This is a genomic window from Enterobacter cloacae complex sp. HYC080_NIDB (genome assembly GCF_056673325.1).
Map to the genome: position 1 here is coordinate 1,027,133 of NZ_CP114212.1, position 24,639 is coordinate 1,051,771.

24 protein-coding genes and 5 tRNA genes are annotated in these 24,639 nt (G+C 56.2%); 19 read left to right on the forward strand and 10 right to left on the reverse strand.

Features of this window, described 5'->3' with window-relative positions:
• Positions 1 to 36 precede the first annotated feature (36 nt).
• The 5 genes from gutM to srlA form a co-directional block, all read right to left on the reverse strand.
• Positions 37 to 396 (reverse strand): transcriptional regulator GutM, encoded by a 360-nt coding sequence (gutM, locus tag O1723_RS04885; protein WP_014884989.1) that lies wholly within the window; start codon positions 394 to 396, stop codon positions 37 to 39.
• A gap of 106 nt (positions 397 to 502) precedes the next feature.
• The gene (gene srlD, locus O1723_RS04890) at positions 503 to 1,282 is read right to left on the reverse strand and encodes a sorbitol-6-phosphate dehydrogenase (RefSeq protein WP_014884988.1); all 780 of its coding nucleotides are present in this window, start codon (positions 1,280 to 1,282) and stop codon (positions 503 to 505) included.
• A 14-nt stretch (positions 1,283 to 1,296) separates the two neighbouring features.
• Positions 1,297 to 1,659 (reverse strand): PTS glucitol/sorbitol transporter subunit IIA, encoded by a 363-nt coding sequence (gene srlB, locus O1723_RS04895; protein WP_014884987.1) that lies wholly within the window; start codon positions 1,657 to 1,659, stop codon positions 1,297 to 1,299.
• Between the two features lie 12 nt (positions 1,660 to 1,671).
• Positions 1,672 to 2,631, reverse strand: coding sequence for a PTS glucitol/sorbitol transporter subunit IIB (gene srlE, locus O1723_RS04900; protein WP_014884986.1), 960 nt, complete (start codon positions 2,629 to 2,631; stop codon positions 1,672 to 1,674).
• The gene (gene srlA / locus O1723_RS04905) at positions 2,628 to 3,191 is read right to left on the reverse strand and encodes a PTS glucitol/sorbitol transporter subunit IIC (protein ID WP_014884985.1); all 564 of its coding nucleotides are present in this window, start codon (positions 3,189 to 3,191) and stop codon (positions 2,628 to 2,630) included. Before srlA ends, srlE begins: the two co-directional genes overlap by 4 nt.
• A gap of 252 nt (positions 3,192 to 3,443) precedes the next feature.
• On the opposite strand from srlA, the gene mltB reads away from it, so the two are divergent.
• The 19 genes from mltB (at position 3,444) to O1723_RS05000 (ending at position 17,844) form a co-directional block, all read left to right on the forward strand.
• A complete protein-coding gene (mltB, locus tag O1723_RS04910) occupies positions 3,444 to 4,544 on the forward strand; it encodes a lytic murein transglycosylase B (RefSeq protein WP_014884984.1) in 1,101 nt (366 codons plus the stop codon).
• Between the two features lie 265 nt (positions 4,545 to 4,809).
• Complete coding sequence (locus tag O1723_RS04915; RefSeq protein ID WP_014884982.1) at positions 4,810 to 5,463, forward strand: metal ABC transporter ATP-binding protein; 654 nt, start codon at positions 4,810 to 4,812, stop codon at positions 5,461 to 5,463.
• Positions 5,460 to 6,320 (forward strand): metal ABC transporter permease, encoded by an 861-nt coding sequence (locus tag O1723_RS04920; RefSeq protein ID WP_014884981.1) that lies wholly within the window; start codon positions 5,460 to 5,462, stop codon positions 6,318 to 6,320. Before O1723_RS04915 ends, O1723_RS04920 begins: the two co-directional genes overlap by 4 nt.
• A 14-nt stretch (positions 6,321 to 6,334) precedes the next feature.
• Entirely contained in the window at positions 6,335 to 7,213 is an 879-nt protein-coding gene (locus tag O1723_RS04925) for a metal ABC transporter substrate-binding protein (protein WP_014884980.1), read from the forward strand.
• A gap of 129 nt (positions 7,214 to 7,342) precedes the next feature.
• Positions 7,343 to 7,840 (forward strand): nicotinamide-nucleotide amidase, encoded by a 498-nt coding sequence (gene pncC / locus O1723_RS04930; RefSeq protein ID WP_014884979.1) that lies wholly within the window; start codon positions 7,343 to 7,345, stop codon positions 7,838 to 7,840.
• 89 nt (positions 7,841 to 7,929) lie between these two features.
• Positions 7,930 to 8,988 carry a recombinase RecA gene (recA, locus tag O1723_RS04935; RefSeq protein WP_014884978.1) on the forward strand — a complete coding sequence of 353 codons (1,059 nt, stop codon included), beginning with the start codon at positions 7,930 to 7,932 and terminating at the stop codon, positions 8,986 to 8,988.
• A 68-nt stretch (positions 8,989 to 9,056) separates the two neighbouring features.
• Positions 9,057 to 9,557, forward strand: a complete 501-nt coding sequence (recX, locus tag O1723_RS04940; RefSeq protein WP_014884977.1) for a recombination regulator RecX — start codon at positions 9,057 to 9,059, stop codon at positions 9,555 to 9,557.
• 131 nt (positions 9,558 to 9,688) lie between these two features.
• Positions 9,689 to 12,316, forward strand: a complete 2,628-nt coding sequence (gene alaS, locus O1723_RS04945) for an alanine--tRNA ligase (RefSeq protein ID WP_014884976.1) — start codon at positions 9,689 to 9,691, stop codon at positions 12,314 to 12,316.
• 241 nt (positions 12,317 to 12,557) lie between these two features.
• Positions 12,558 to 12,743: a carbon storage regulator CsrA gene (gene csrA / locus O1723_RS04950; protein ID WP_000906486.1), complete on the forward strand. Its 186-nt coding sequence runs from the start codon at positions 12,558 to 12,560 to the stop codon at positions 12,741 to 12,743.
• Between the two features lie 342 nt (positions 12,744 to 13,085).
• Positions 13,086 to 13,178, forward strand: a tRNA-Ser gene (locus O1723_RS04955).
• A gap of 4 nt (positions 13,179 to 13,182) precedes the next feature.
• Positions 13,183 to 13,259: transfer RNA gene (locus O1723_RS04960), tRNA-Arg, on the forward strand.
• Positions 13,260 to 13,323: 64 nt separating this feature from the next.
• Positions 13,324 to 13,400, forward strand: a tRNA-Arg gene (locus O1723_RS04965).
• 29 nt (positions 13,401 to 13,429) lie between these two features.
• A tRNA-Arg gene (locus tag O1723_RS04970) sits at positions 13,430 to 13,506 on the forward strand.
• Between the two features lie 29 nt (positions 13,507 to 13,535).
• A tRNA-Arg gene (locus O1723_RS04975) sits at positions 13,536 to 13,612 on the forward strand.
• Positions 13,613 to 13,738: 126 nt separating this feature from the next.
• Positions 13,739 to 14,305, forward strand: coding sequence for a fructose-1-phosphate/6-phosphogluconate phosphatase (gene yqaB, locus O1723_RS04980; protein ID WP_014884975.1), 567 nt, complete (start codon positions 13,739 to 13,741; stop codon positions 14,303 to 14,305).
• Entirely contained in the window at positions 14,302 to 14,730 is a 429-nt protein-coding gene (locus O1723_RS04985; RefSeq protein ID WP_014884974.1) for a YqaA family protein, read from the forward strand. The genes yqaB and O1723_RS04985 overlap by 4 nt, the downstream gene beginning before the upstream one ends.
• A gap of 83 nt (positions 14,731 to 14,813) precedes the next feature.
• Entirely contained in the window at positions 14,814 to 16,358 is a 1,545-nt protein-coding gene (gshA, locus tag O1723_RS04990) for a glutamate--cysteine ligase (RefSeq protein ID WP_014884973.1), read from the forward strand.
• A 152-nt stretch (positions 16,359 to 16,510) separates the two neighbouring features.
• A complete protein-coding gene (gene luxS / locus O1723_RS04995) occupies positions 16,511 to 17,026 on the forward strand; it encodes an S-ribosylhomocysteine lyase (RefSeq protein WP_014884972.1) in 516 nt (171 codons plus the stop codon).
• 53 nt (positions 17,027 to 17,079) lie between these two features.
• A complete protein-coding gene (locus O1723_RS05000; protein WP_014884971.1) occupies positions 17,080 to 17,844 on the forward strand; it encodes an AraC family transcriptional regulator in 765 nt (254 codons plus the stop codon).
• On the opposite strand, the gene leuA is transcribed toward O1723_RS05000, so the two are convergent.
• The 5 genes from leuA to O1723_RS05025 form a co-directional block, all read right to left on the reverse strand.
• Positions 17,831 to 19,486 (reverse strand): 2-isopropylmalate synthase, encoded by a 1,656-nt coding sequence (leuA, locus tag O1723_RS05005; protein WP_248190674.1) that lies wholly within the window; start codon positions 19,484 to 19,486, stop codon positions 17,831 to 17,833. The two genes, O1723_RS05000 and leuA, sit on opposite strands and share 14 nt — an antisense overlap.
• 166 nt (positions 19,487 to 19,652) lie before the next feature.
• On the reverse strand, positions 19,653 to 21,200 hold the full coding sequence (gene emrB, locus O1723_RS05010) for a multidrug efflux MFS transporter permease subunit EmrB (protein WP_014884969.1): 1,548 nt from the start codon (positions 21,198 to 21,200) through the stop codon (positions 19,653 to 19,655).
• 16 nt (positions 21,201 to 21,216) lie between these two features.
• Positions 21,217 to 22,389: a multidrug efflux MFS transporter periplasmic adaptor subunit EmrA gene (gene emrA / locus O1723_RS05015; protein WP_014884968.1), complete on the reverse strand. Its 1,173-nt coding sequence runs from the start codon at positions 22,387 to 22,389 to the stop codon at positions 21,217 to 21,219.
• A 126-nt stretch (positions 22,390 to 22,515) separates the two neighbouring features.
• Positions 22,516 to 23,046, reverse strand: coding sequence for a transcriptional repressor MprA (gene mprA / locus O1723_RS05020; RefSeq protein WP_014884967.1), 531 nt, complete (start codon positions 23,044 to 23,046; stop codon positions 22,516 to 22,518).
• Between the two features lie 314 nt (positions 23,047 to 23,360).
• Positions 23,361 to 24,545 (reverse strand): MFS transporter, encoded by a 1,185-nt coding sequence (locus O1723_RS05025; protein WP_014884966.1) that lies wholly within the window; start codon positions 24,543 to 24,545, stop codon positions 23,361 to 23,363.
• Positions 24,546 to 24,639: the final 94 nt, after the last annotated feature.

Consider the following 24,639-nt stretch of genomic DNA (forward strand, 5'->3'; position numbering starts at 1 on the left):
TGATAATTTCGCAAGTCTATAGCTTTCACAACGAAATTATCCATGTTTCAGATTAAGCGCTAATGATAGTGCATTCTGACAGCCTGAATCATGGGGAAAGATCACATCAGGCCGTAATTCCTGCAGTGAAATGCCGTTGATTGCCTGGATTTTAGTCGGACGAGCAAACACCGTCATGCCACGCATGATCAGGGAATCGCATACGCGATCGTGTTCATCCAACACAACGGCGACCACCACGCGCGGTTTAAAGCGTCCGCCGGAACGCCCGACGCCCACGCGACCTTTCTGACACAGGGCATCAAACGCGCGGTTGAACTGATGGATCTGCCAGCCGCCAAACGCCATCTGGCAGATCCAGGCGAGGGCGGCGACGGTGATGAGTGCGGTGACCATATTGACTCCTTTAATTGCCGGGTGGCGGCTGCGCCTTACCCGGCCTACGGTTTGAAGGTTTTTGTAGGCCCGGTAAGCGTTAGCGCCACCGGGCAAAACCGCTCGATCAGAACATCACCTGCCCGCCGGTGACGTTAATCGACTGCCCGGTGCAGTACGACGCTTTCGGGCTGGCGTAAAACAGCAGCATGTTCAGCACGTCCTGATAATCGCACCCGCGCTTCAGCGGCACTTTGTCGATGTAGTACTGCTCAACGTCCTCAGCCTTGATGCCGAGCTTGGTGGCGTACTGCGGCAGCAGGGACTGGAACATTGGCGATTTCAGCAGGTTGCCCAGCATCAACGAGTGAACGGTAATGCCGTATTCGGCCAGATCCAGCGCCAGAGACTGCGTCAGCCCCACGCCGCCAAACTTGGCCGCGCTGTAGCCGGAGTTGTGCTTGCTGCCCACTTTCCCGGATTTCGAGTTGATCTGAATAATGCGCCCCTGAATACCGTCGCGGATCATCAGGCGGGAAAACTCGCGGGCGCAGAGGAAATAACCCACCAGATTGACCTGCAGCGAGCGGTCAAAATCCCCCAGTTCGAAATCGCTGATAAACGCCGCTTTCGCAATTCCCGCGCTGTAGACCAGCAGGTCGGTACGTCCAAAAATCTCGTCCACGCCGCGGGCGAGCGCCATTACGCTTTGCTCGCTGGTGGCGTCGGCACCAAACCCGTACGCCATCCCTTCACCAAATTCGGTGTTGATGGTGTCCGCCACGCGGGCGGCTTTTTCACTCTGAATATCCACGACCGCCACGCGGTAGCCTTCTGCGGCAAGCCCACGGCAAAGGAACTCACCTAAGGTTTGTCCTCCACCAATGACAACGGCAACCTGACTCATGTGTTTCTCCTTAATTACGCAACAAATTTTAACGTGCAGCCTGGGGTGACAGCCTGCGGAACCGGGCCCGCTACGTGAACCGTACCGGGATACTCCGCCTGCGGCTGTCCGTCAAAACGCAGGGTGATATGGCCCAGTTCGCGCAGGTTTTGCTCGGCGACATCGCCGACGGCGGTTACCGCATAGCGCGTCTCGCCCAGCTCCAACTGGCTTCCTGCTTTCAACTCGCCGTTAAGCTCGCCGTGGCAGTGAATAAAGCAAAACTCTTCGATATCCGCCGGGGCACCTTCGCGGAAAGTAATCAGCATCTGGTCGCTGAGCGCATCCGCTGCGCTCTGGCCGATGCGGGTAATGGTGGTCTGATAAATCACGGTCATCGCAGGAACCTCTTATTGATAGATAAAGCCGGAGACAAACCAGGCAATCAGCACCGTCGGCGCGCCCGTCAGGAAGCGGCTGACCAGTACGGACGGCACGCCTACGCGCACGGTGTCCTGGCGCGCTTCGGCCAGTGACAGTCCGACGGGGATGAAGTCGCACGCGGCCTGGGCGTTAATGGCAAACAGGGCGGGCAGGGCGAGGTGTGGCGGAATATTGCCGAGGCCAATCTGTACACCAATCAGTACGCCGATGACCTGAGCGATCACCGCGCCCGGGCCGAGGAACGGCGACAGCAGCGGGAAGGAGCAGATCAGGGCCAGCGTCACCAGCCCGAGCGGGTGGCTGGCGAGCGGGGCGAGGCCGTGGGCAATCCAGTCGCCCAGGCCGGACGCCATGATGATGCCGATCAGCGCCGAGACGAACGCCATAAACGGCAGAATGGTTTTCAGTACCGTGTCGATGGTGTCGCGCCCGGACTGGAACAGCACCGCCACGGCGGAGCCCATCCCCATCCCGACCTTCGCCAGCAGGCCGTCGCTCTGCTCGGTGATTTTCTTGCTGGTATCGTAATCTCGCGGGGCCACTTTTTGCGGCGCGGGACTGCCATTCACCAGAGTGATGTTGTCCTCTTTCACGCCCGACACATAGATGTCTTCAAGGATGTACTGTGCCAGCGGGCCGGATTTGCCGGTGGAGTGGATATTCACCGTCGGAATACGTCGCTTCGGATAGATGCCGCAGCGCAGCGTGCCGCCGCAGTCGATCACCGCCACGCCGATTTCCGCTTCCGGCGGCTCACCCTCTTTAAAGCCATCGACGGCTTCCCAGCCGGTCAGCTCACGCAGCTTATCGACGATCGCCGGGCGCGTGCCTGCGGTGATGTAAACGATCTTTTTGCCTTCGGTGGCGTCGAACTCCAGCGGGCCGCCCCAGCCACCCGTGCCTTTCTCAATGCGGATCCGGTTCATACTGTGGCTCCTGAAAGATGGACTTTTTGTTCAAGCTGGATACCCATTTTTTTCTCGAAAATGGCGGTGGTGAGGTCTGTGACCCAGCCGCGGAAGAAGTTGGTCACCAGGCCAACCAGCAGGTAACTGACCGCCAGCGGGCCGAGCGGCAGACCAAGGGTGGTAAGGCCGCTGGCGATACCGAGGTAAACAAACAGCTCTCCGGGGTTGATGTGCGGGAACAGGCCGTTCATCGAATGGCAGCTGTAGGAGGCGGCGGCGTAATAACTCGGCTTGTACTTTTCTGGCATAAAGCGGCCGAGGCTTAAGGTCATCGGGTTGCAGAACACGAAGGTGCCGATGAACGGCAAAATCAGGTAGCGGGACAGCGGGTTCCCGGCGCAGCGCTGAGCGAAGCGTTCAATGCGATGCTGGCCGATAAAGTTAATCAGCGCGTTCATGATCACCAGCAGGCTGATCAGCAGGGGCAGGATCCCGGTCACCATGCCGGTGAACACTTCTCCGCCTTTCTGAAACAGCCCGATGAACCACTCGGCGCCGTGGGTGATGGTTTCTATCATTCTTCTCTCCTGTGGGGCTTTTTTGTTTTGTATTACTGGGGCTAATAATAATCACTTTGAAAGGTTTTAAAGTGTTAGTTAGATCTCACAATGAAAGAAAAATGGATTATTTTGAAAGTTAATTGATGTGATGAATGATTTCCGGTGGAAAAAAGCACGGATTTGCGTTGGGGAGGTGCGTACCGCTTCCTTGAGGTGTTACGGATGCTTTACCATACTGGTTTCTTATCGAACCCGTTAAATGGATGTCTCATGTTCAAGCGTCGTTATGCAGCGCTGTTGCCAGCGCTTATTCTGCTGTCTGCCTGCAGTAGCAAACCTAAGACCGAAGCTGTTCAGCAAACGGCTGGCGCCCCTTCCGGAGGGTTCCTGCTGGAGCCGCAGCACAATATGATGCAGATGGGTGGCGACTTCGCGAATAACCCGGCGGCCGAGCAGTTCATTGATAAAATGGTGAGCAAACACGGCTTTGACCGCCAGCAGCTGCACGAAATTTTGTCCCAGGCAAAGCGTCTGGACTACGTGCTGCGCCTGATGGACAGACAGGCACCGACGGCACAGGTCCCTACCGGGCCAAACGGCGCATGGTTGCGCTATCGCAAACAGTTTATTACCCCGGACAACGTGCAAAACGGCGTGGTGTTCTGGAATCAGTATGAAGATGCCCTTAATCGCGCGTGGCAGGTATACGGCGTGCCGCCGGAGATCATCGTCGGGATTATCGGCGTGGAAACCCGCTGGGGCCGCGTAATGGGCAAAACCCGCATCCTCGATGCGCTGGCGACGCTCTCCTTTAACTACCCGCGCCGCGCGGAGTATTTCTCTTCCGAGCTGGAAACCTTCCTGCTGATGGCGCGCAACGAGCAGGACGACCCGCTCGATCTGAAAGGTTCGTTTGCCGGTGCGATGGGCTACGGCCAGTTTATGCCATCCTCCTATAAACAATATGCCGTCGACTTCAATGGCGATGGTCATATCAACCTGTGGGATCCGGTGGATGCCATCGGCAGCGTGGCAAACTACTTCAAAGCGCACGACTGGACGCCAGGTGGACAGGTAGCCGTGCAGGCGAACGGCGAGGCATTTGGTCTGGAAAACGGCTTTAAAACCAAATACAGCGTCGCGCAGCTGACGGCGGCAGGCTTAACGCCAACGCAGCCGCTGGGCAATGTTGACCAGGTAAGCCTGCTGCGTCTGGACGTGGGAACCGGTTATCAGTACTGGTACGGCATGCCGAACTTCTACACCATCACCCGCTATAACCACAGCACTCATTATGCCATGGCCGTGTGGCAGCTGGGGCTGGCGGTCTCGCAGGCCCGCGTGCCGGCGGCGTCACCGTTTAGTCAGTAAGTCGCTCTGACGGGTAGGCCTGATGCCCTCACCCTGACCCTCTCCCACGGGAGAGGGACGTTTTACAGAAACATTTCGCCACACTCCCTTTTCAAACCCGCCATTTACATCTCAATCACCTTTCATTATTGTTATGTTATAACATTTAATGTGGTATCGAGATGTCAACGTCCCTTTTCTCTCTGTCTGCTCCGGTTCGGCTTTTACTGGCGCTGGTGCTTATTGTTCTTATCGGGCTGGCCGTGCGCTGGGCGGTGGCACTGCCATGATCCTGATGAACGAACTGGTCTCGGGCTATGACCGCCAGCCTGTAACGCGGCCCCTCTCAGGCACGATCGAGCGCGGCAGTATGACGGCTATCGTCGGCGCTAATGGCTGCGGAAAATCCACGCTGCTGAAGACGCTCGCCGGGTTTATTCCTCCCGTGGGCGGCAGCTTTCGCTGGCAGGGTAAGCGCCCGGTGATTGGCTGGCTGGCACAGCGCCACGCACTCGAGGCGCAATTTCCGCTTACCGTTCAGGACGTGGTGAGTATGGGCTGCTGGCCGGGCATATCGCTCTTATCCGGGTTTCGTCGGGAAACGCGGTTACGCATTGCCAGCGCGCTGGAGCGGGTCGGGCTGGCGTCGATGGCGCTTTCCACCATTGATGAACTCTCCGGTGGGCAGTTTCAGCGCATGTTATTTGCCCGCGTTTTAGTGCAGCAGGCACCGCTTGTGATGCTCGATGAGCCTTTCACCGGCGTCGACGAAGCGACCTGCAACGTGCTGATGGATCTGATGCTGGAGATGTATATGCAGGGCCAGACTCTGCTTGCGGTATTGCATGACAGCGAGCGCGTGGCACGCCACTTCCCGCAAACATTAATGCTGGATGCTGACATTCCCCACTGGAAAACCGAGCGGGTGAGGGTGGCATGATTTGGCATCTCTTTTTCCAGCCGTTTATTGAGTACGGCTTTATGCGTCGTGCGCTGGTGGTCTGCCTGGCCCTTTCTGTCAGTACCACCGCACTCGGCGTATTCCTCCAGCTGCGCCGGATGAGCCTGATGGGTGATGCCCTTTCTCACGCCATTTTACCCGGTGTCGCCGTAGGGTATTTGCTCAGCGGCATGTCGCTGCTGGCGATGAGTATCGGTGGTTTTATTGCCGGCATTACCGTGGCGCTGGTGGCTGGCCTGGTCAGCCGACGCACGCCGCTTAAAGAGGATGCCAGCTTTGCCGGATTTTACCTTGGCTCACTGGCACTGGGCGTCACGCTGGTGTCGCTGCGCGGGTCGAATGTCGATCTGCTGCATCTGCTGTTTGGTTCCATTCTTGCGGTGGACAACGATGCGGCGCTGTTTGTCACGGGCGTTTGCATGTTCACCCTGATAACGCTGGCGATTTTCTATCGTGGGCTGGTGACCGAAGCCTTTGATACCGCCTGGTTGCAGGTCAATGCCCGCGGGTTGCCCGGCCTGCTCCACGGACTGTTTCTGGCGCTGCTGGTGCTTAACCTGGTGGCCGGTTTTCAGGTGCTCGGCACGCTGATGGCCGTCGGGCTGATGATGCTCCCGGCGGTGGCGGCACGCTGCTGGGTGCGCACATTGCCAGGTTTGCTTTTGATGGCCGGCATCAGCGGAATTTTCTGCGCGTGGCTGGGCTTAAGTTTGTCCTGGGCAATCAGTCTGCCCGCCGGACCGTCCATTGTGCTGACCGCCAGCGCGTTGTTCTTTATTTCTGTTTTATTTGGCACGCGAAGCAGGCTGGCTGGCAGTCTGCGCGCGCTTTTTTAAGGCAAGGGGAAACGATGAAACTTACAGGATTAGTGATGGCGCTTGTGCTGGGTATGCTGTCGAACGGCGTGATGGCGAAAACGCTGAATGTGGTGACCAGCTTTTCGATACTGGGAGATATTACGCAGGAAGTGGGCGGCGACCATGTGAACGTGACGACGCTGGTCGGGCCGGACGGCGATCCGCATACCTTCGAACCGTCACCTAAAGACAGCGCTGCGCTGAGCAAGGCTGACGTGGTGGTTGTCAACGGTCTGGGGCTGGAAGGGTGGCTCGACCGTCTTGTGAAAGCCTCCGGTTTCAAAGGGCAGCTGGTTGTGGCCTCAACCGAAGTAAAAACGCACACGCTCGAGGAAGATGGAAAGACCGTGACCGACCCGCATGCCTGGAATAGCGCGGCGAACGGTGCGCTGTATGCACAAAATATTCTGAACGGGCTGGTGAAAGCAGATCCAGAGGATAAAGCGGCACTGGAGGCTTCAGGCCAGCCGTATATCGCGCAACTGACGCAACTGGACGGCTGGGCCAAAACCCGCTTTAGCCAGATCCCACAGGAAAAACGTAACGTGCTGACCAGCCATGACGCATTCGGCTATTTTAGCCGCGCGTATGGCGTCACCTTCATGGCACCGCAAGGGCTCTCTTCAGAGAGCGAGGCCAGCGCAGCGCAGGTCGCTGAGATTATCAATCAGATCAAAGCCGATGGCGTGAAAACCTGGTTTATGGAAAACCAGCTCGATCCGCGTCTGGTGAAGCAAATTGCGACGGCGACAGGCGCGCAGCCGGGAGGCGAACTTTACCCGGAAGCCCTGTCGGCAAAAGGTGGGGTTGCTGATACCTACGTTAAAGCATTTCGCCACAACGTGAACACCCTCGCTGACAGTATGAAATAACCTCCTCATAGCCGGTGCGCCCGCATCGGCTTTTTTCTGAAGCCCCCTCGTAAAACCCGAAGCGCATCCCCATATTTGACGAGAAAGTGCTATCTTGTGCTGCACGTTTTTCTGAAGCCTGGAGCGAGAATGACTGACCATGAATTGATGGAGCTTAGCGAGATAGTCGGACTGGCGCTTAAGCAACGCGGGGCGACCCTTACCACCGCGGAATCCTGCACCGGCGGCTGGGTGGCGAAAGCGATTACCGATATTGCCGGCAGTTCCGCCTGGTTTGAACGCGGGTTTGTGACCTACAGTAACGAAGCTAAAGCACAGATGATTGGCGTGCGCGAATCCACGCTGGAACAGCACGGCGCGGTCAGCGAGCCGGTGGTGATCGAGATGGCCATTGGCGCGCTAAAAGAGGCGCGGGCAGATTACGCGATTTCAATCAGCGGCATCGCGGGCCCGGACGGCGGCAGTGACGTGAAGCCCGTAGGCACCGTCTGGTTTGGTTTTGCGACCTCAAAAGGTGAAGGGATCACTCGCCGGGAGTGCTTTAGCGGCGACCGCGAAAGCGTGCGTCGTCAGGCAACGGAATATGCGTTAAAAACGCTCTGGCAACAATTTCTACAAAACACTTGATACTGTATGACTATACAGTATAATTGCACCAACAGAACAGAAATCCACGGTGAAGCACAGTCGCTTCTCCCGGCATGACAGGAGTAATAATGGCTATCGACGAAAACAAACAGAAAGCGTTGGCGGCAGCACTGGGCCAGATCGAAAAGCAATTCGGTAAAGGCTCCATCATGCGCCTGGGTGAAGACCGTACCATGGATGTTGAAACGATCTCCACCGGTTCGCTTTCTCTGGACATCGCGCTGGGCGCGGGCGGTCTGCCAATGGGCCGTATCGTAGAGATCTACGGGCCAGAGTCCTCCGGTAAAACCACCCTGACGCTGCAGGTGATTGCTGCGGCACAGCGCGAAGGTAAAACCTGTGCGTTTATCGATGCCGAGCACGCGCTGGATCCTGTTTATGCGCGTAAACTGGGCGTGGACATCGACAACCTGCTGTGTTCTCAGCCGGACACCGGTGAGCAGGCGCTGGAAATTTGTGACGCGCTGGCGCGCTCTGGTGCTGTTGACGTTATCGTGGTCGACTCCGTTGCTGCACTGACGCCAAAAGCGGAAATCGAAGGTGAAATCGGCGACTCTCACATGGGCCTCGCGGCACGTATGATGAGCCAGGCGATGCGTAAGCTGGCAGGTAACCTGAAGCAGTCCAACACGCTGCTGATCTTCATCAACCAGATCCGTATGAAAATTGGTGTGATGTTCGGTAACCCGGAAACCACAACCGGTGGTAACGCACTGAAATTCTACGCCTCTGTCCGTCTGGATATCCGCCGTATCGGCGCGGTGAAAGAGGGTGAAAACGTCGTTGGTAGCGAAACGCGCGTGAAGGTTGTGAAGAACAAAATCGCCGCACCGTTCAAACAGGCTGAATTCCAGATCCTCTACGGCGAAGGGATTAACTTCTTCGGTGAGCTGGTTGACTTGGGCGTGAAAGAGAAGCTGATTGAAAAAGCGGGCGCCTGGTATAGCTATAACGGTGACAAAATTGGTCAGGGTAAAGCGAATGCGATTTCCTGGCTGAAAGAGAACCCGGCTGCGGCGAAAGAGATTGAGAAGAAGGTGCGTGAGCTTCTGCTGAGCAACCAGGACTCTAAACCTGATTTCGTGGTGGATGCTGCGGATGCTGAAGAAACCAACGAAGACTTTTAAGTCTCTCGTGTAAAGATGAAGGGCTGCTGATGCGGCCCTTTTTGCATTTCTGAATCTGCAGGTTTTATATGAGTGAACCGACCACACGCCGACCCGCCTACTCGCGCTTGCTGGACCGTGCCGTACGTATACTTGCCGTGCGTGACCACAGCGAACAGGAGCTAAGACGAAAACTGTCAGCGCCTGTCATGAGCAAAAACGGGCCGGAAGAGATTGATGCCACTGCCGAAGATTATGACCGCGTGGTTGCCTGGTGCTATGAACATCATTACCTCGATGACGAACGCTTTGCCGCCCGCTTTCTCGCCAGCCGCGGACGTAAAGGCTACGGTCCTGCACGCATCCGTCAGGAACTGAATCAGAAAGGGGTGGCCCGGGAATCGATTGAAAAAGCGATGCGTGAATGCGACACAGACTGGTGTGAACTGGCGAAAGAGCAGGCGATTCGAAAGTACGGCGAACCGCTGCCGCGTGATTTTTCAGATAAAGTCAAAATCCAGCGCTTTTTGCTCTACCGCGGCTTTCTGATGGAAGATATTCAGGATATCTGGCGCAATTTTGTGGATTGAACGCATGCGGGATTTTACTTCCCACCAAAGAAAACTTATCTTATTCCCACTTTTTCCAGTAGCTGGTCTGTCCAACGGTTTATCGATACAGGCTGGCTGCGACATTTCGTTAGCTTGATTTCAGGATAATTATGAGCAAGAGCACCGCTGAGATCCGTCAGGCGTTTCTCGATTTTTTCCATAGTAAGGGACACCAGGTTGTTGCCAGCAGCTCCCTGGTACCGAACAACGACCCGACTTTACTGTTTACCAACGCCGGGATGAACCAGTTCAAGGATGTGTTCCTTGGTCTCGACAAGCGTAATTATTCCCGCGCCACAACCTCACAGCGTTGCGTGCGTGCGGGCGGTAAACACAACGACCTGGAAAACGTCGGTTACACCGCGCGTCACCACACGTTCTTCGAAATGCTGGGTAACTTCAGCTTCGGCGACTATTTCAAACACGATGCCATTCAATATGCGTGGGAACTGCTGACCGGTGAAAACTGGTTCAACCTGCCGAAAGAGCGTCTGTGGGTTACCGTCTATGAAACCGATGACGAAGCCTACGAAATCTGGGAAAAAGAGGTCGGTATCCCGCGCGAGCGCATTATTCGCATCGGTGATAACAAAGGCGCGCCATACGCGTCTGACAACTTCTGGCAGATGGGTGATACCGGTCCTTGCGGTCCGTGCACCGAGATCTTCTACGATCACGGCGACCACATCTGGGGTGGACCTCCTGGCAGCCCGGAAGAAGACGGCGATCGCTATATTGAGATCTGGAACATCGTCTTCATGCAGTTCAACCGTCAGGCAGACGGTACCATGGAGCCGCTGCCGAAACCGTCCGTTGATACCGGTATGGGCCTGGAGCGTATTGCCGCCGTTCTGCAACACGTTAACTCCAACTACGAAATTGACCTGTTCAGCACCCTGATCAAAGCCGTTGCGGAAGTGACCGGTGCGACCGATCTGAACAACAAATCGCTGCGCGTGATTGCAGACCACATTCGTTCTTGTGCGTTCCTGATTGCCGACGGCGTAATCCCGTCGAATGAAAACCGTGGCTACGTGCTGCGTCGTATCATTCGTCGTGCGATCCGTCATGGCAACATGCTGGGCGCGAAGGACACCTTCTTCTACAAACTCGTTGGGCCACTGATTGGCGTGATGGGTGCAGCCGGTGACGAGCTGAAACGCCAGCAGGCGCAGGTCGAGCAGGTTCTGAAAACCGAAGAAGAGCAGTTTGCCCGTACGCTGGAGCGCGGTCTGGCGCTGCTGGATGAAGAACTGGCAAAACTGAAGGGCGACACGCTGGATGGCGAAACCGCTTTCCGCCTGTACGACACCTACGGCTTCCCGGTTGACCTGACGGCGGACGTTTGCCGTGAGCGTAACATCAAAGTTGACGAAGTGGGCTTCGAAGCCGCGATGGAAGAACAGCGTCGTCGTGCGCGTGAATCCAGCGGTTTCGGCGCAGACTACAACGCGATGATCCGCGTTGATAGCGCGTCTGAATTCAAAGGCTACGACGCACTGGAACTGACCGGTAAAGTGACCGCCCTGTTTGTTGACGGTAAAGCCGTAGACAGCATCAGTGCAGGTCAGGATGCGGTTGTCATTCTGGACAAAACGCCGTTCTACGCTGAGTCCGGCGGCCAGGTTGGCGATAAGGGCGAACTGAAAGGCAATGGTTTCAGCTTCAGCGTAAGCGACACCCAGAAATTCGGTCAGGCGATTGGTCACCAGGGCAAACTGGTTTCCGGTTCGCTGAAAGTGGGCGAGGGCGTGCAGGCGAATGTTGATGAAGCACGCCGTGCGCGTATTCGTCTGAACCACTCTGCAACCCACCTGATGCACGCTGCCCTGCGCGACGTGCTGGGCACCCATGTTGCACAGAAAGGTTCTCTGGTTAATGACAAAGTGCTGCGTTTCGACTTCTCGCACTTTGAAGCGATGAAACCGTCGGAAATCCGTGCGGTGGAGGATCTGGTGAACGCTCAGATCCGTCGTAACCTGCCGATCGAGACCCATATCATGGACCTCGAGGACGCGAAGAAAAAAGGTGCGATGGCGCTGTTTGGTGAGAAATATGACGAACGTGTTCGCGTACTGAGCATGGGCGACTTCTCGACCGAACTGTGCGGTGGTACTCACGCATCGCGCACCGGTGACATCGGCCTGTTCCGCATCGTTTCCGAGTCGGGTACGGCGGCTGGCGTGCGTCGTATTGAAGCGGTAACCGGTGAAGGCGCAATTGCCAGCCTGCATGCGCAGAGCGATCAGCTGCACGACATCGCGCAGCTGCTGAAAGGCGATAGCCAGAATCTGGGCGAGAAAGTGCGTGTTGCGCTGGAGCGAACCCGTCAGCTGGAAAAAGAGCTCCAGCAGCTGAAAGAACAGGCTGCGGCGCAGGAGAGTGCAAACCTCTCCAGCAAAGCGGTAGACATTAAGGGCGTCAAACTGCTGGTCAGCGATCTGGCGGGCGTTGAGCCTAAGATGCTGCGTACTATGGTCGACGATCTCAAGAACCAGCTTGGTTCTACCGTTATCGTGCTGGCGACAGTGGCAGAAGGTAAGGTTTCTCTGATTGCGGGCGTCTCTAAGGATGTGACCGACCGCGTAAAAGCAGGGGAACTGATTGGTATGGTCGCCCAGCAGGTGGGTGGCAAGGGAGGCGGTCGTCCGGACATGGCGCAAGCCGGTGGTACGGATGCGGCGGCACTTCCGCAAGCTTTGGCCAGTGTAGAAAGCTGGGTGAGCGCGAAACTGTAATAACTACAAAGCACAATCAGACGCCATAGCGGCAACGTTATGGCGTCTTGTTCACTGTGCTATCGATAACGATAAAGTCAGGTTGAGTTTGTGTATATCGGCTAAACTTACGTTTAACAGAATGTGATGCCGTGACTGCTTACACTTTACGTGTTTGTCATCGCTTACTTTTTGGCGTTATATGATGGATAATGCCGGGATACAAGAGACCCGACTCTTTTAATCTTTCAAGGAGCAAAGAATGCTGATTCTGACTCGTCGAGTTGGTGAGACCCTCATGATTGGGGATGAGGTCACCGTGACAGTTTTAGGGGTAAAGGGTAACCAGGTACGTATTGGTGTTAACGCTCCTAAAGAAGTATCTGTCCACCGTGAAGAGATCTACCAGCGTATCCAGGCTGAAAAATCCCAGCAGTCCAGTTACTGATATTGTCGCGTCTCGCTGTCGGGCGAGACGCAACCCTCCTGTCATTTTTCCTGCTCAACGTTACCGTTTCATTTCAACCGCTCTCTTTTTAACCACTCTACTATTCTTAACGCGCCCCAACCCCAGCCTTTCTACAAACGTTTTTTGAGAAGTTCGATGCAAAATCCGCTTATAAAACACCCTCTTTGCGGGTTTTACATGCGAATTGCGTGTGATTTGTGCAAACGATAAAAGCTTTTGGAAAATTGTTTGACTTATAAGTCCCAGAAAGTAATATATGCGCCACGCAGCGACGAGAAGCTCTTAACGAGTTACTCGAAGCACTCGAAAGAGGCGTTGTGTGGTGAGGTGGCCGAGAGGCTGAAGGCGCTCCCCTGCTAAGGGAGTATGCGGTCAAAAGCTGCATCCGGGGTTCGAATCCCCGCCTCACCGCCATTTTGCATCCGTAGCTCAGCTGGATAGAGTACTCGGCTACGAACCGAGCGGTCGGAGGTTCGAATCCTCCCGGATGCACCATCTATTACTTCATATTGCTTTCGAAGTGATATGAATATCGAGCAGTACAGTAGTAAATCGCGATGCATCCGTAGCTCAGCTGGATAGAGTACTCGGCTACGAACCGAGCGGTCGGAGGTTCGAATCCTCCCGGATGCACCATTTACTATTTCTGAAAGCAGTTCCCTGATGCATCCGTAGCTCAGCTGGATAGAGTACTCGGCTACGAACCGAGCGGTCGGAGGTTCGAATCCTCCCGGATGCACCATTTACTGTTTCTAAAAGCATTTCCCTGATGCATCCGTAGCTCAGCTGGATAGAGTACTCGGCTACGAACCGAGCGGTCGGAGGTTCGAATCCTCCCGGATGCACCATCTCTTCTTATCGTCCCCTTCGATGTTTAGTTCTTAATCACTCTCATTGTTATCACTTCGCAATCAGCGACAAAAACCACCATTTACGATAAAGTAATGCTTTGTTAATCGTTTAGCGAGAGCACGATGTACGCACAGTATGACGGTTTGATCTTCGATATGGATGGCACCCTGCTGGATACCGAACCCACGCATCGTCAAGCCTGGACCGAGGTCCTGGGCCGCTACGGTATGCGTTTCGACCTGCAGGCGATGATAGCCCTCAACGGATCCCCAACCTGGCGTATTGCGCAGGCCGTGATTGAACTGAATCAGGCCGATCTCGACCCCTACCTGCTCGCGCGCGAAAAAACCGATGCGGTTAAAGCCATACTGTTAGACACCGTACAACCTTTACCCCTTATCGACGTGGTTAAAGCGTGGCACGGACGTCGCCCTATGTCTGTCGGCACGGGCAGCGAGAGCGCGATTGCAGAAGCCTTGCTCAACCATCTTGGCCTGCGCCACTATTTTTCAGCTGTCGTCGCTGCCGATCATGTTAAGCGTCACAAGCCAGCACCGGACACCTTCCTGCTCTGCGCAGAATTAATGGGCGTACCGGCGGCAAAATGCGTCGTGTTTGAGGATGCCGATTTTGGTATCCAGGCCGCACGTGATGCCGGAATGGATGCGGTGGATGTGCGCTTACTGTGAGTGACGCATTGTCACTTGCCTCATTATTCGCCAGCAGTTTTTTAAGCGCCACGCTGTTACCGGGAAATTCGGAAGTGGTGCTGGTGGCGATGTTGTTGTCCGGCGTCAGTCAGCCCTGGCTACTTGTATTAATAGCAACAATGGGTAATAGCCTTGGAGGGCTGACTAACGTTATTCTTGGACGTTTCTTTCCGCTGCGCAAAACGTCGCGCTGGCAGGAAAAGGCAGTTGGCTGGCTAAAACGCTATGGCGCTGCCACGCTGTTATTAAGCTGGATGCCTGTAATAGGCGATTTACTGTGTCTGCTGGCGGGATGGATGCGCATCTCCTGGGGACCGGTGCTCTTTTTTTTGTGCCTTGGCAAGGCGTTGCGCTATGTTCTCGTGGCGTGGGCAACACTACAGGGTATGACGTGGTGGCACTAATTGGTGGAATGAATACGCGACCTTCAATCGTCAACCATTACAATTATGCTGAGTAACATTACTTTGACAGGCGGGAGGTCAATTTGATCCCGGACGTATCTCAGGCGCTGGCCTGGCTGGAAAACCACCCTCAGGCTCTGAAGGGTATTCAGCGTGGTCTTGAGCGTGAAACGCTGCGCGTTAACGCGGACGGTAGCTTAGCGACGACGGGTCACCCGAAGGCGTTAGGCTCGGCGCTGACACATAAATGGATCACAACCGATTTCGCTGAAGCGCTGCTGGAGTTCATCACGCCGGTGGACGGCGATATTGATCACATGCTGACAATCTTGCGCGATATTCATCGCTATACGGCGCGCAATCTTGGTGACGAGCGTATGTGGCCGCTCAGCATGCCGTGCTATATCGAACAGGGCCAGGAGATTGAGCTGGCGCAGTACGGCACGTCAAATATCGGTCGGCTGAAAACGCTCTATCGCGAAGGTCTGAAAAATCGCTACGGCGCATTGATGCAGACCATCTCTGGCGTGCACTACAATTTCTCGCTGCCGATGGCGTTCTGGCAGGCGAAAGGGGGAGAAACGGACAAAGAAGCGATCTCAGCCGGGTATTTCCGTCTGATCCGCAACTATTACCGTTTCGGCTGGGTGATCCCGTATCTCTTTGGCGCGTCACCTGCCATTTGCTCTTCGTTCCTGCAGGGGAAACCCACCACGCTGCCGTTCGAAAAGACCGAGTGCGGCATGTACTATCTCCCGTACGCGACGTCTCTTCGCATGAGCGATCTGGGCTATACCAATAAATCGCAAAGCAATCTCGGTATTACGTTTAACGAATTGCACGAATATGTGGCAGGATTGAAGCGGGCGATCAAAACCCCGTCGGAAGAGTACGCGAAAATCGGCCTCGAAAAAGACGGCAAACGCCTGCAAATCAACAGCAACGTGTTGCAGATTGAAAACGAACTGTATGCGCCGATTCGTCCTAAGCGCGTGACGCGCAGCGGTGAAACCCCGTCGGATGCGCTACAGCGCGGCGGCATTGAATACATTGAAGTACGTTCGCTGGATATCAACCCGTTCTCACCGATTGGCGTTGATGAGCAGCAGGTTCGCTTCCTGGATCTGTTTATGGTCTGGTGTGCGCTGGCGGATGCGCCGGAAATGAGTGCAGACGAACTGCTTTGCACCCGTACAAACTGGAATCGCGTGATTCTGGAAGGGCGTAAGCCGGGTCTGACGCTGGGTATTGGCTGCGAAACGGCACAGTTCCCGCTGACCAAAGTGGGTAAAGATCTGTTCCGTGACCTGAAGCGTGTTGCCCGGACTCTGGACAGCATTGACGGCGGCGACGCCTACCAACAGATCTGCGACCAGTTGGTAGAGTGCTTCGATAACCCGGAACTGACATTCTCAGCACGCATTCTGCGTTCTATGATTGATCAGGGCATTGGTGGTACCGGGCGTGCACTCTCCGCGGAATACCGTGAGATGCTGATGCAGGAGCCATTAGAGATCCTGCGCGAAGCGGATTTTGAAGCAGAACGCGATGCGTCCGTGGTGCGTCAGAAAGAAGTTGAAGCGGCGGATACGGAGTCGTTTGAAGCGTTTCTGGCGAAACAGGCTTGAACCAAAAGAAAAAGGCCACATCGCTGTGGCCAAAATATACATCTCTGAATTCAGGGATGATGATAACAAATGCGCGTCTTTCATATACTCAGACGCGCATTGTGTAGAAGAGTTCAGTTTATTTTAAAAAAAATCACTATCGGAGGTGACGTATGCCGTTATTAGATAGCTTTACTGTCGACCATACCCGTATGGAAGCACCTGCAGTCCGCGTGGCGAAGACCATGCACACCCCGCACGGCGACACAATCACCGTCTTCGATCTGCGCTTCTGCGTGCCGAACAAAGAAGTGATGCCAGAGAAAGGCATTCACACGCTGGAGCACCTGTTCGCCGGATTTATGCGCGACCACCTGAATGGTAACGGCGTTGAGATTATCGATATCTCTCCGATGGGCTGCCGTACCGGTTTCTACATGAGCCTGATTGGTCAGCCGGAAGAGAAACGCGTTGCAGACGCGTGGAAAGCAGCCATGGAAGACGTGCTGAAGGTGAAAGAGCAGAACCAGATCCCAGAGCTGAACGTTTACCAGTGCGGGACTTACCAGATGCACTCTCTGGAAGAAGCGCAGGACATCGCTCGTCACATCATCGAGCGTGATGTTCGCGTGAACAGCAACGAAGAGCTGGCCCTGCCGAAAGAAAAACTGCAGGAACTGCACATCTAGTGCACCTTTTCCCTCTCCCTCCGGGAGAGGGTAGGGTGAGGGTTGTTTAGCCCATGACCACAACCTCAACGTTCTCCTTTACCCATCGTCCCCTTGTTCCGTTTGCCCATGATTACGTTCATGGCGACAGTGAGCCATGGCACCAGCACGACTGCGCGCAGCTGCTGCACAGCCTGACGGGCGTCGTGCGGGTCGAAACGGCATCTGGCTGTTGGGTGGTACCCCCCGGGCGCGGCGTCTGGCTTCCTGCGGGGACACAACACGCCCTGCGCATCACCGGTAGCGTAGCGGCGCGAACGCTGTTTATTGATCCACTGGCGCGAGCCGATCTCCCGGCCACGTGCCAGATCGTGCAGATCTCGCCCCTGTTGCGCGAGCTGATCCTCTCCGCCCTCTCACTGCCTGAATCGTACTCACCGGGAAGCCGTGACGAGCGCGTGTATGAACTCATTCTGGATGAACTTCGCATCATGCCGGTGCTGCCGTTTCATCTGCCGGAGCCGGAAAGTGAACCGTTACGCCAGCTGTGCCGACAGATCCGTCAGTCGCCAGGAGAGAGCTGGAACAGTCAACAGAGCGCGAGCGCGCTTGGCATGAGCGAGCGCACGCTGAACCGTCATTTTCAGCAGCAGACAGGATTACGCTACAGCGAGTGGGTGAGAAGGGCGCGGCTGCTGGAAGCCTTAGTGCGGCTGGCGCAGGGCCAGCCGGTATTAGGTGTGGCGCTGGATCTGGGTTACGGCAGCCACAGCGCCTTTACGGCCATGTTCCGCCGGGTGATGGGTATCTCACCCAGCGATTATTTTAAGAACGACTGACCGCATTAAAGAGCGCCTGAAGCGATGCGCGTGCAACGTCGCTATCAATGCCTACGCCCCAGCGGCTGGTACCGTCCTGGAACAGACAGCGAATGTATGCCACCGAGCGGCTGTCGCTGCGTTCACCCAGCGTGTGTTCGTGATAATCCTTAATTACAAACGGCGCGTTGATCCAGCGGCTCAGGCCATGAGCGGCAGCGGACAGCAAGCCATTCCCGTGTCCCTCAAGCTGACGCGTCCCCCCCTGCGTTGCGACGCTTGCCGTTAAACGCAACTGGCCATCCTGCTGACTGTCGCTGCGGTACGATTGCAGCGCAAACTGCGGTGTTTCCACCAGACCGTAGCGGGTGCGGAACAGCTGCCACAGTGCATTTTGCGTCATCTCTTTTCCGTGGCGGTCGGTTTCTTGCTGCACGTGCTGGCTGAAATCTTGCTGCAGGGCGCGGGGCAGTTTCAGCCCATGATTTTGCTCGATAAGCCACGCGCTACCGCTTTTCCCTGACTGGCTGTTCACGCGGATCACCGCTTCATAGGTGCAGCCGATATCCTGAGGGTCAACAGGCAGGTAGGGCATCTCCCAGCGCTCGCCAGGCTTGCGGGCATCAAAGCCTTTTTTGATCGCGTCCTGGTGCGAACCGGAGAAGGCGGTATAGGCCAGCCGTCCTGCCCACGGATTGCGCGGGTGTACCGGCAGTTGGTTGCAGGTTTCCACCACCTCCACCACCCGGTTCATATCGCTAAAGTCCAGGTCGGGGCTAACGCCCTGGCTGTAGAGGTTCATCGCCAGCGTCACCAGGCAGACGTTGCCCGTCCGCTCGCCGTTACCAAACAGACAGCCCTCGACGCGGTCAGCCCCGGCCATGACGGCCAGCTCCGCGCTGGCGACGCCGGTGCCGCGGTCGTTATGCGGATGCACGCTGATGCAGACGTCGGCGCGGCGGCTGAAGTGACGGCAGAAATATTCAATCTGATCGGCATAGACGTTTGGCGTACTGACTTCAACGGTGGCCGGTAAGTTGATGATCATCGGACGCGCATCGCACGGCTGCCAGATCTCTGCCACGGCCTCACAAATTTCCAGCGCAAACTCCGGCTCGGTAAAGCAGAAGGTTTCCGGTGAATATTCATACTGCCAGTGGGTATCCGGGTTCTCTTCACACAGCTGACGAATAAGGCGGGTGGAGCGCGTAGCCAGCTCGACGATTTGCGCCTTCTCCATGCCAAACACCAGACGACGGAACAGCGGGGCGGTGGCGTTATAAAGATGTACCGTGGCCTGCTTTGCGCCGCGCAGGGACTCAAAGGTGCGGACGATCAGATCTTCCCGCGCCTGCGTGAGCACCTGAATGGTGACGTCATCCGGGATGCGGTTCTCTTCAATCAGCTGGCGAACAAAGTTGAAGTCCGTCTGTGAGGCGGAAGGAAAGGCGACCTCAATCTCCTTAAAGCCGCAGCTCAGCAGAAGATCCCAAAACTGCAGCTTGCGGGCGCTGTCCATCGGCTCGGCCAGCGCCTGGTTGCCGTCGCGTAAGTCGGTTGAGAGCCAGCGCGGCGCGCGGGTGATGCGCTGCTCCGGCCAGCGGCGATCGGGCAGAGAGAGAGTAGGGTAAGGCGTGTATTTGTCTGCGGGTGTGTTCAGCATGGTGCGCTCCTGTTGTCTTTTCACTATCGTGACGAGATTTCAGGCGCGCTGCTTTATCGGAAATGACAATTGCTATCGCGTTTTGGACAACCGGGCCTACGGATGGCGGCCCGGTTATCGTAGGCCGGGTAAGGCGTAGCCGCCACCCGGCAACCGCCGCAGAGGACTAGTGCGCGCCACCGCCCCCGCCACCGGCACCAAACGGTGGTCTGGCAAACCACACCAGCCCCAGCAGGACGATGAAGATCCCTGCCGAAATCCAGAAAATCTCGTTGGCCGAGATAATCAGTCCCTGGCTGGTGATCTGCTGGGCAATCCAGCCGGATGCCTGCTGCTCCGTCATCCCCATGCCCTGCAGCTGGCTGTACATCTGCTGGGCATTCGGGTTGTACGGATTCACCGCTTCGGTCAGCTGGGCATGGTGCATCGATTCACGGTTCGTCCACAGGGTGGTGGTGATCGACGTCCCGATGGAGCCCGCCAGCGTTCGGGTGAAGTTCGACAGGCTCGACGCCGCCGCCAGACGCTCAGGGGGTAAGCCGGAGAGCGTGATGGTGGTTAGCGGCATAAAGAAGCACGCGACCGCGAAGCCCTGAATAAACTGCGGCCACGCCGAGGCGCCAAAGTCCATTCCTGGCTCGAAGGTATACGCACGCCAGTAGAAGCACACCGCGTACATGATGAAGCTGAACGTCACCAGACGACGCATGTCGAGCTTATGGGCGAAGCGGCCAATGATCGGCGACAGCAGGACCGGGATCACCCCAACAGGTGCAGACGCCAGCCCCGCCCAGGTTGCGGTATAGCCATACACCTCCTGCAACAGCTGTGGCAGCAGAACAATCGCGCCGAAGTAGAGCATATAGGCGAGGCTGATACACAGACAGCCGATGGTGAAGTTTCGCGACTTAAACAGCGAGAGATCGACTATCGGGTTGTCGTCCGTCAGCTCCCAGACAATCAGGAAGCTGAGCGACACCACCGCGACAATGGTCAGGATGACGATCTCCTGCGAGTTGAACCAGTCGAGCTCTTTACCCCGGTCGAGCATGATCTGTAGGCTACCGATACCCAGGATCAGCAGCGCCAGCCCGATGCTGTCAATACGCCGCTGTTCGGTGCGCGTCTCTCGTCCCCGCAGCGATTGCAGCGTCATTAATACCACGACGGCGCCAATCGGTACGTTGATGAAGAAGATCCAGCCCCAGTGATAGTTATCGCTGATGTATCCGCCGAGAATGGGTCCGCAGATAGGCGCGACGATCACGGTCATTGACCAGAGCGCCAGCGCGACGGACCGTTTCGCAGGGGGATAGTTGCTCAGCAGCAAACTCTGGGAAAGCGGGATCAGCGGCCCGGCGACAATCCCCTGAATGACGCGGAAGAAAATCAACATCGTCAGGCTGTTTGACATGCCGCATGCCCAGGAGGCCAGCACAAACGCCACCGTAGACCACAGGAACAGCTTCACCTCACCGACACGCTTTGCCAGCCAGCCGGTGATCGGAATGGAGATGGCGTTTGCCACCCCGAATGAGGTAATGACCCAGGTCCCCTGGCTCAGCGACGAGCCAAGGTTACCGGCGATGGTCGGGATCGCCACGTTTGCGATGGTGGAGTCCAGCACCTGCATGAATGTCGCCAGCGACAGCGCAATGGTCATAATGACCAGCTGCGCGCCTTCCAGCGGTTTTTGCGGCTTTTGCTGTTGCATAACGCTCACCTTCGGATTAACCGGCGTTTGCCTTCACGATGTCATCGATCAGCTTGTTGACCGGATCGAGGCTAATTTCACGGGCGTTACTTTCATAAGCCGGGCTGCTACGCACCTGGCTTGCCAGGATCTGACCGTCGCGGTTCGCGGTGTCAACCGTCACAAGCGTTGAGAGGCCGATACGCAGCGGGTGATCCGCCAGCTGTTTTGCATCCAGTTCAATACGCACAGGCAGACGCTGAACCACTTTGATCCAGTTACCGGTGGCGTTCTGCGCAGGCAGCAGGGAGAAGGCGCTGCCGGTACCCATGTCCAGGCCAACCACTTTCCCGGTGTACTTCACGTCATCGCCGTAGATGTCGCTGACAACCGTCGCGGTCTGGCCGATACGCATATGGGCAAGTTGCGTCTCTTTAAAGTTAGCGTCTACCCACAGATTGTCTGCCGGAACGACCGCCATCAGCGGCGTGGTCGGGCTGATCTGCGCCCCTGGCTGAACGGAACGGCGGGAGACATAGCCGGTCATCGGGCTGACGATTTTGGTACGCTGCAGGGCTAGCCATGCGTTACGCACTTCAGTCGCCGCCTGCTGCACGGCGGGCTGGTTTTCAAGGCTGGTGCCCAGCACCATTGCCTGGTTGGCATTGTACTGTTGAATCGCCACATCCAGCTGTGCCTGAGCGCTGGCAACGGCATCGCGGGCGTGTTGCAGCTCTTCACGGCCAATCAGGTTGGCGGTGCCGAGCGGTACGCGGCGGTTGAGGTCGCTCTGCGCCTGTGCGAGTGCCGTTTTCTGCACGTCGATATTGGCCTGCAGCTGTTTGCTGTTGATCATCAGCTGGCGGGTCTGACGAACGCTGGAGGCCAGCGCGGTCTGGGCTTTCTCAAATGCCTGCTGCGCGTCAGTCGGATCGAGGGTGACCAACACATCGCCTTTTTGCACAAAGTCGGTATTGTCAGCCCAGACTTTCGTCACGCTGCCCGACACCTGCGCCATAATCTGTACCTGGTTCCCTGCCACGTAGGCGTCGTCTGTCTCTTCAGCATGACGCAATACTAAAAACCAATAGATCCCATATGCCACGGCAATAATAATAAAGAGCAAGGTCAACAGAAGAAGGGCACTTTTACGTTTGCCTTTCTTGTTGGCCGGTTGCTGCGGGTTAGTGCTCTCCGCATTTGCGCTCATTGTTGTTCTCCACGATCTTCTTATTTTCACATCGGCTGAGCCGACCTGTTGTCAGAAAGGCCAGCAGTGTGACGTGCTGGCCTGTCGGTTTTCTTATGAATCTGGATTGTTGAGCGTGTCGTCGCGTTAGCGCAGCGCCTCAAGAATGGCACCATCTTCATCCATCTGATCCAGACGGGTGAGCAGCTTGCGCGTGATGTGCTCAAGCTGGTCGCGCTCGGCGGTGCTGAGGGCAGACCAGAGTTTGTGCAGGCAATTGTGCTGAGGTGGCAGTACCTCACGCAGGAATTCGTGACCTTTGTCGGTCAGTTGCAGATGCAGGCAACGACGATCGTTGTCGCTTTCACGGCGTTCAATCCAGCCGCGCTTTTCCAGCTCATCGGCAATACGGGTTGCGTTGGTACGGGAAGAGCCCAGCGCGCAGCTCAGCTCAGAAGGCTGAATACTGTGGTTTTCCTGAGACTCCAGCGTAATCAACGCCATAAACAACGTCTCGTTAATCCCTTGAGCTTTCAGCATCTTATTACGGTTTTCCAGAAGCTTACCCTGCATGTGCATGCACAGGCGAGTCAGCAGGATTTCCTGATACGGGAAGTCCTCATGGCGACTGGCGCGGAATTTAAGCATTTGTTCAATGGGCGTAAACGAACTATCCATTTGGGCATAACCTCATTAATTACAGCCGATATAGTAACGACAGTGACAAATAATGTAAATGAATTATTTGTGCGGTTATATCCGCCAAATGAATGTCACCGTCAGAAAGCGCCGGGTAAGTCCGTGACCCGGTGAGCACAGAAAGAGTAGGGTGTGAACCCGTAGAAGAGAGGATGTGAGGACGGGGGTCTGAACTATTCATGCCAATTGTAGATATGTCACCCACATTAAAATTTCTGGGATAAATGATTACGTTTACATTAACAGACTGCAGGGCCCCTTTATACCCTAAGAGGCCCAAAGCAATGTAAAACTTAGTGAATCGCCTCCTGGCGATGGTAGCCGCGCCACCATACAAGAAGGTTGAGCGCGGCAACGATGGCCCCAATCCCACACACGCCCGACCAGCCAGCATGCTGCCACGCCGACGCTGAAATTAATGAACCAGCAGCACCACCAATGAAGTAGCTGGTCATGTATCCGGCGGTGAGGCGGTTACGCGCTTCGGGTTTCACGCGATAAATCACGGTCTGATTAGTAATGTGGACACCCTGTACGGTGAGGTCGAGTACCAGAATACCGACGATCAGCGCCAGCACCGAGACGTGTCCATACCAGATCGCCGCCCAGGAGAGCAGGAGCAAAACCAGCCCGGCGGTGGTGGTCAAATGTGATTTGCCTTTGTCGGCCAGCCCACCCGCCGGACGCGCGCCCAGCGCGCCCGCAGCACCGGCCAGGCCGAACAGACCAATGACGCCTTCAGAATAGTTAAACGGCGGAGCCGCGAGCAGAAACGCCATTGAGGTCCAGAGAATACTGAAGTTGGCGAAGGTCAAACATCCCAGCAGGGCGCGGGTGCGCAGGAGTTTATCCTGAGTGAACAGGCTGAACACGGAGGCCAGAAGCTGCGGATAGTTAAGATGGTTCTCTTGCTTCACCTTCGGCAGGCCGCGCCACAGCGCCAGCGCCATCACCACCATTAACACGCTCGCCACCCAATAAACGGTGCGCCAGCCGCCGAGGCTTGCCAGTAGTCCTGCCACGGTACGCGCCAGCAAAATCCCCAGCAGCAGGCCGCTCATGATGGTGCCCACTACCTTGCCACGTTTGTCCGGTGAGGCCAGCGTCGCGGCGAGGGGTACCAGGATTTGCGCGACGACGGAGAACAGCCCTGTCAGCGCGGTACCGACGATCATCATCGTCAGCGACTGGCTGCTGGCGGTGATCAGCATGCCACCTGCCGCCAGCAGCGTCATCGAAACAATCAGCATCCGGCGTTCAAACATATCGCCAAGCGGCACCAGGAACAGCAACCCGGCGGCGTAGCCGAGCTGTGCCGCCGTCACGATGAAGCCAGCGGAACTGGCAGAAAGGTTGAACGCGCGGGCGATAGTGTCGAGAAGGGGTTGCGCGTAATAGTTGCTGGCGACGGCCAGACCCGTTGCCACGGACATTAAAAGGATAAGTGCGGGGCTAAGCCCTGGAGTTGTTTTTGTCATGAGTTTCAGGAATCGTTCGTTAAGTGATTATTTTTCCGGAAACCATAATAGCGAATGATTGTTAAGGTGGGGGGATTGTTGGGTGATGGATTGT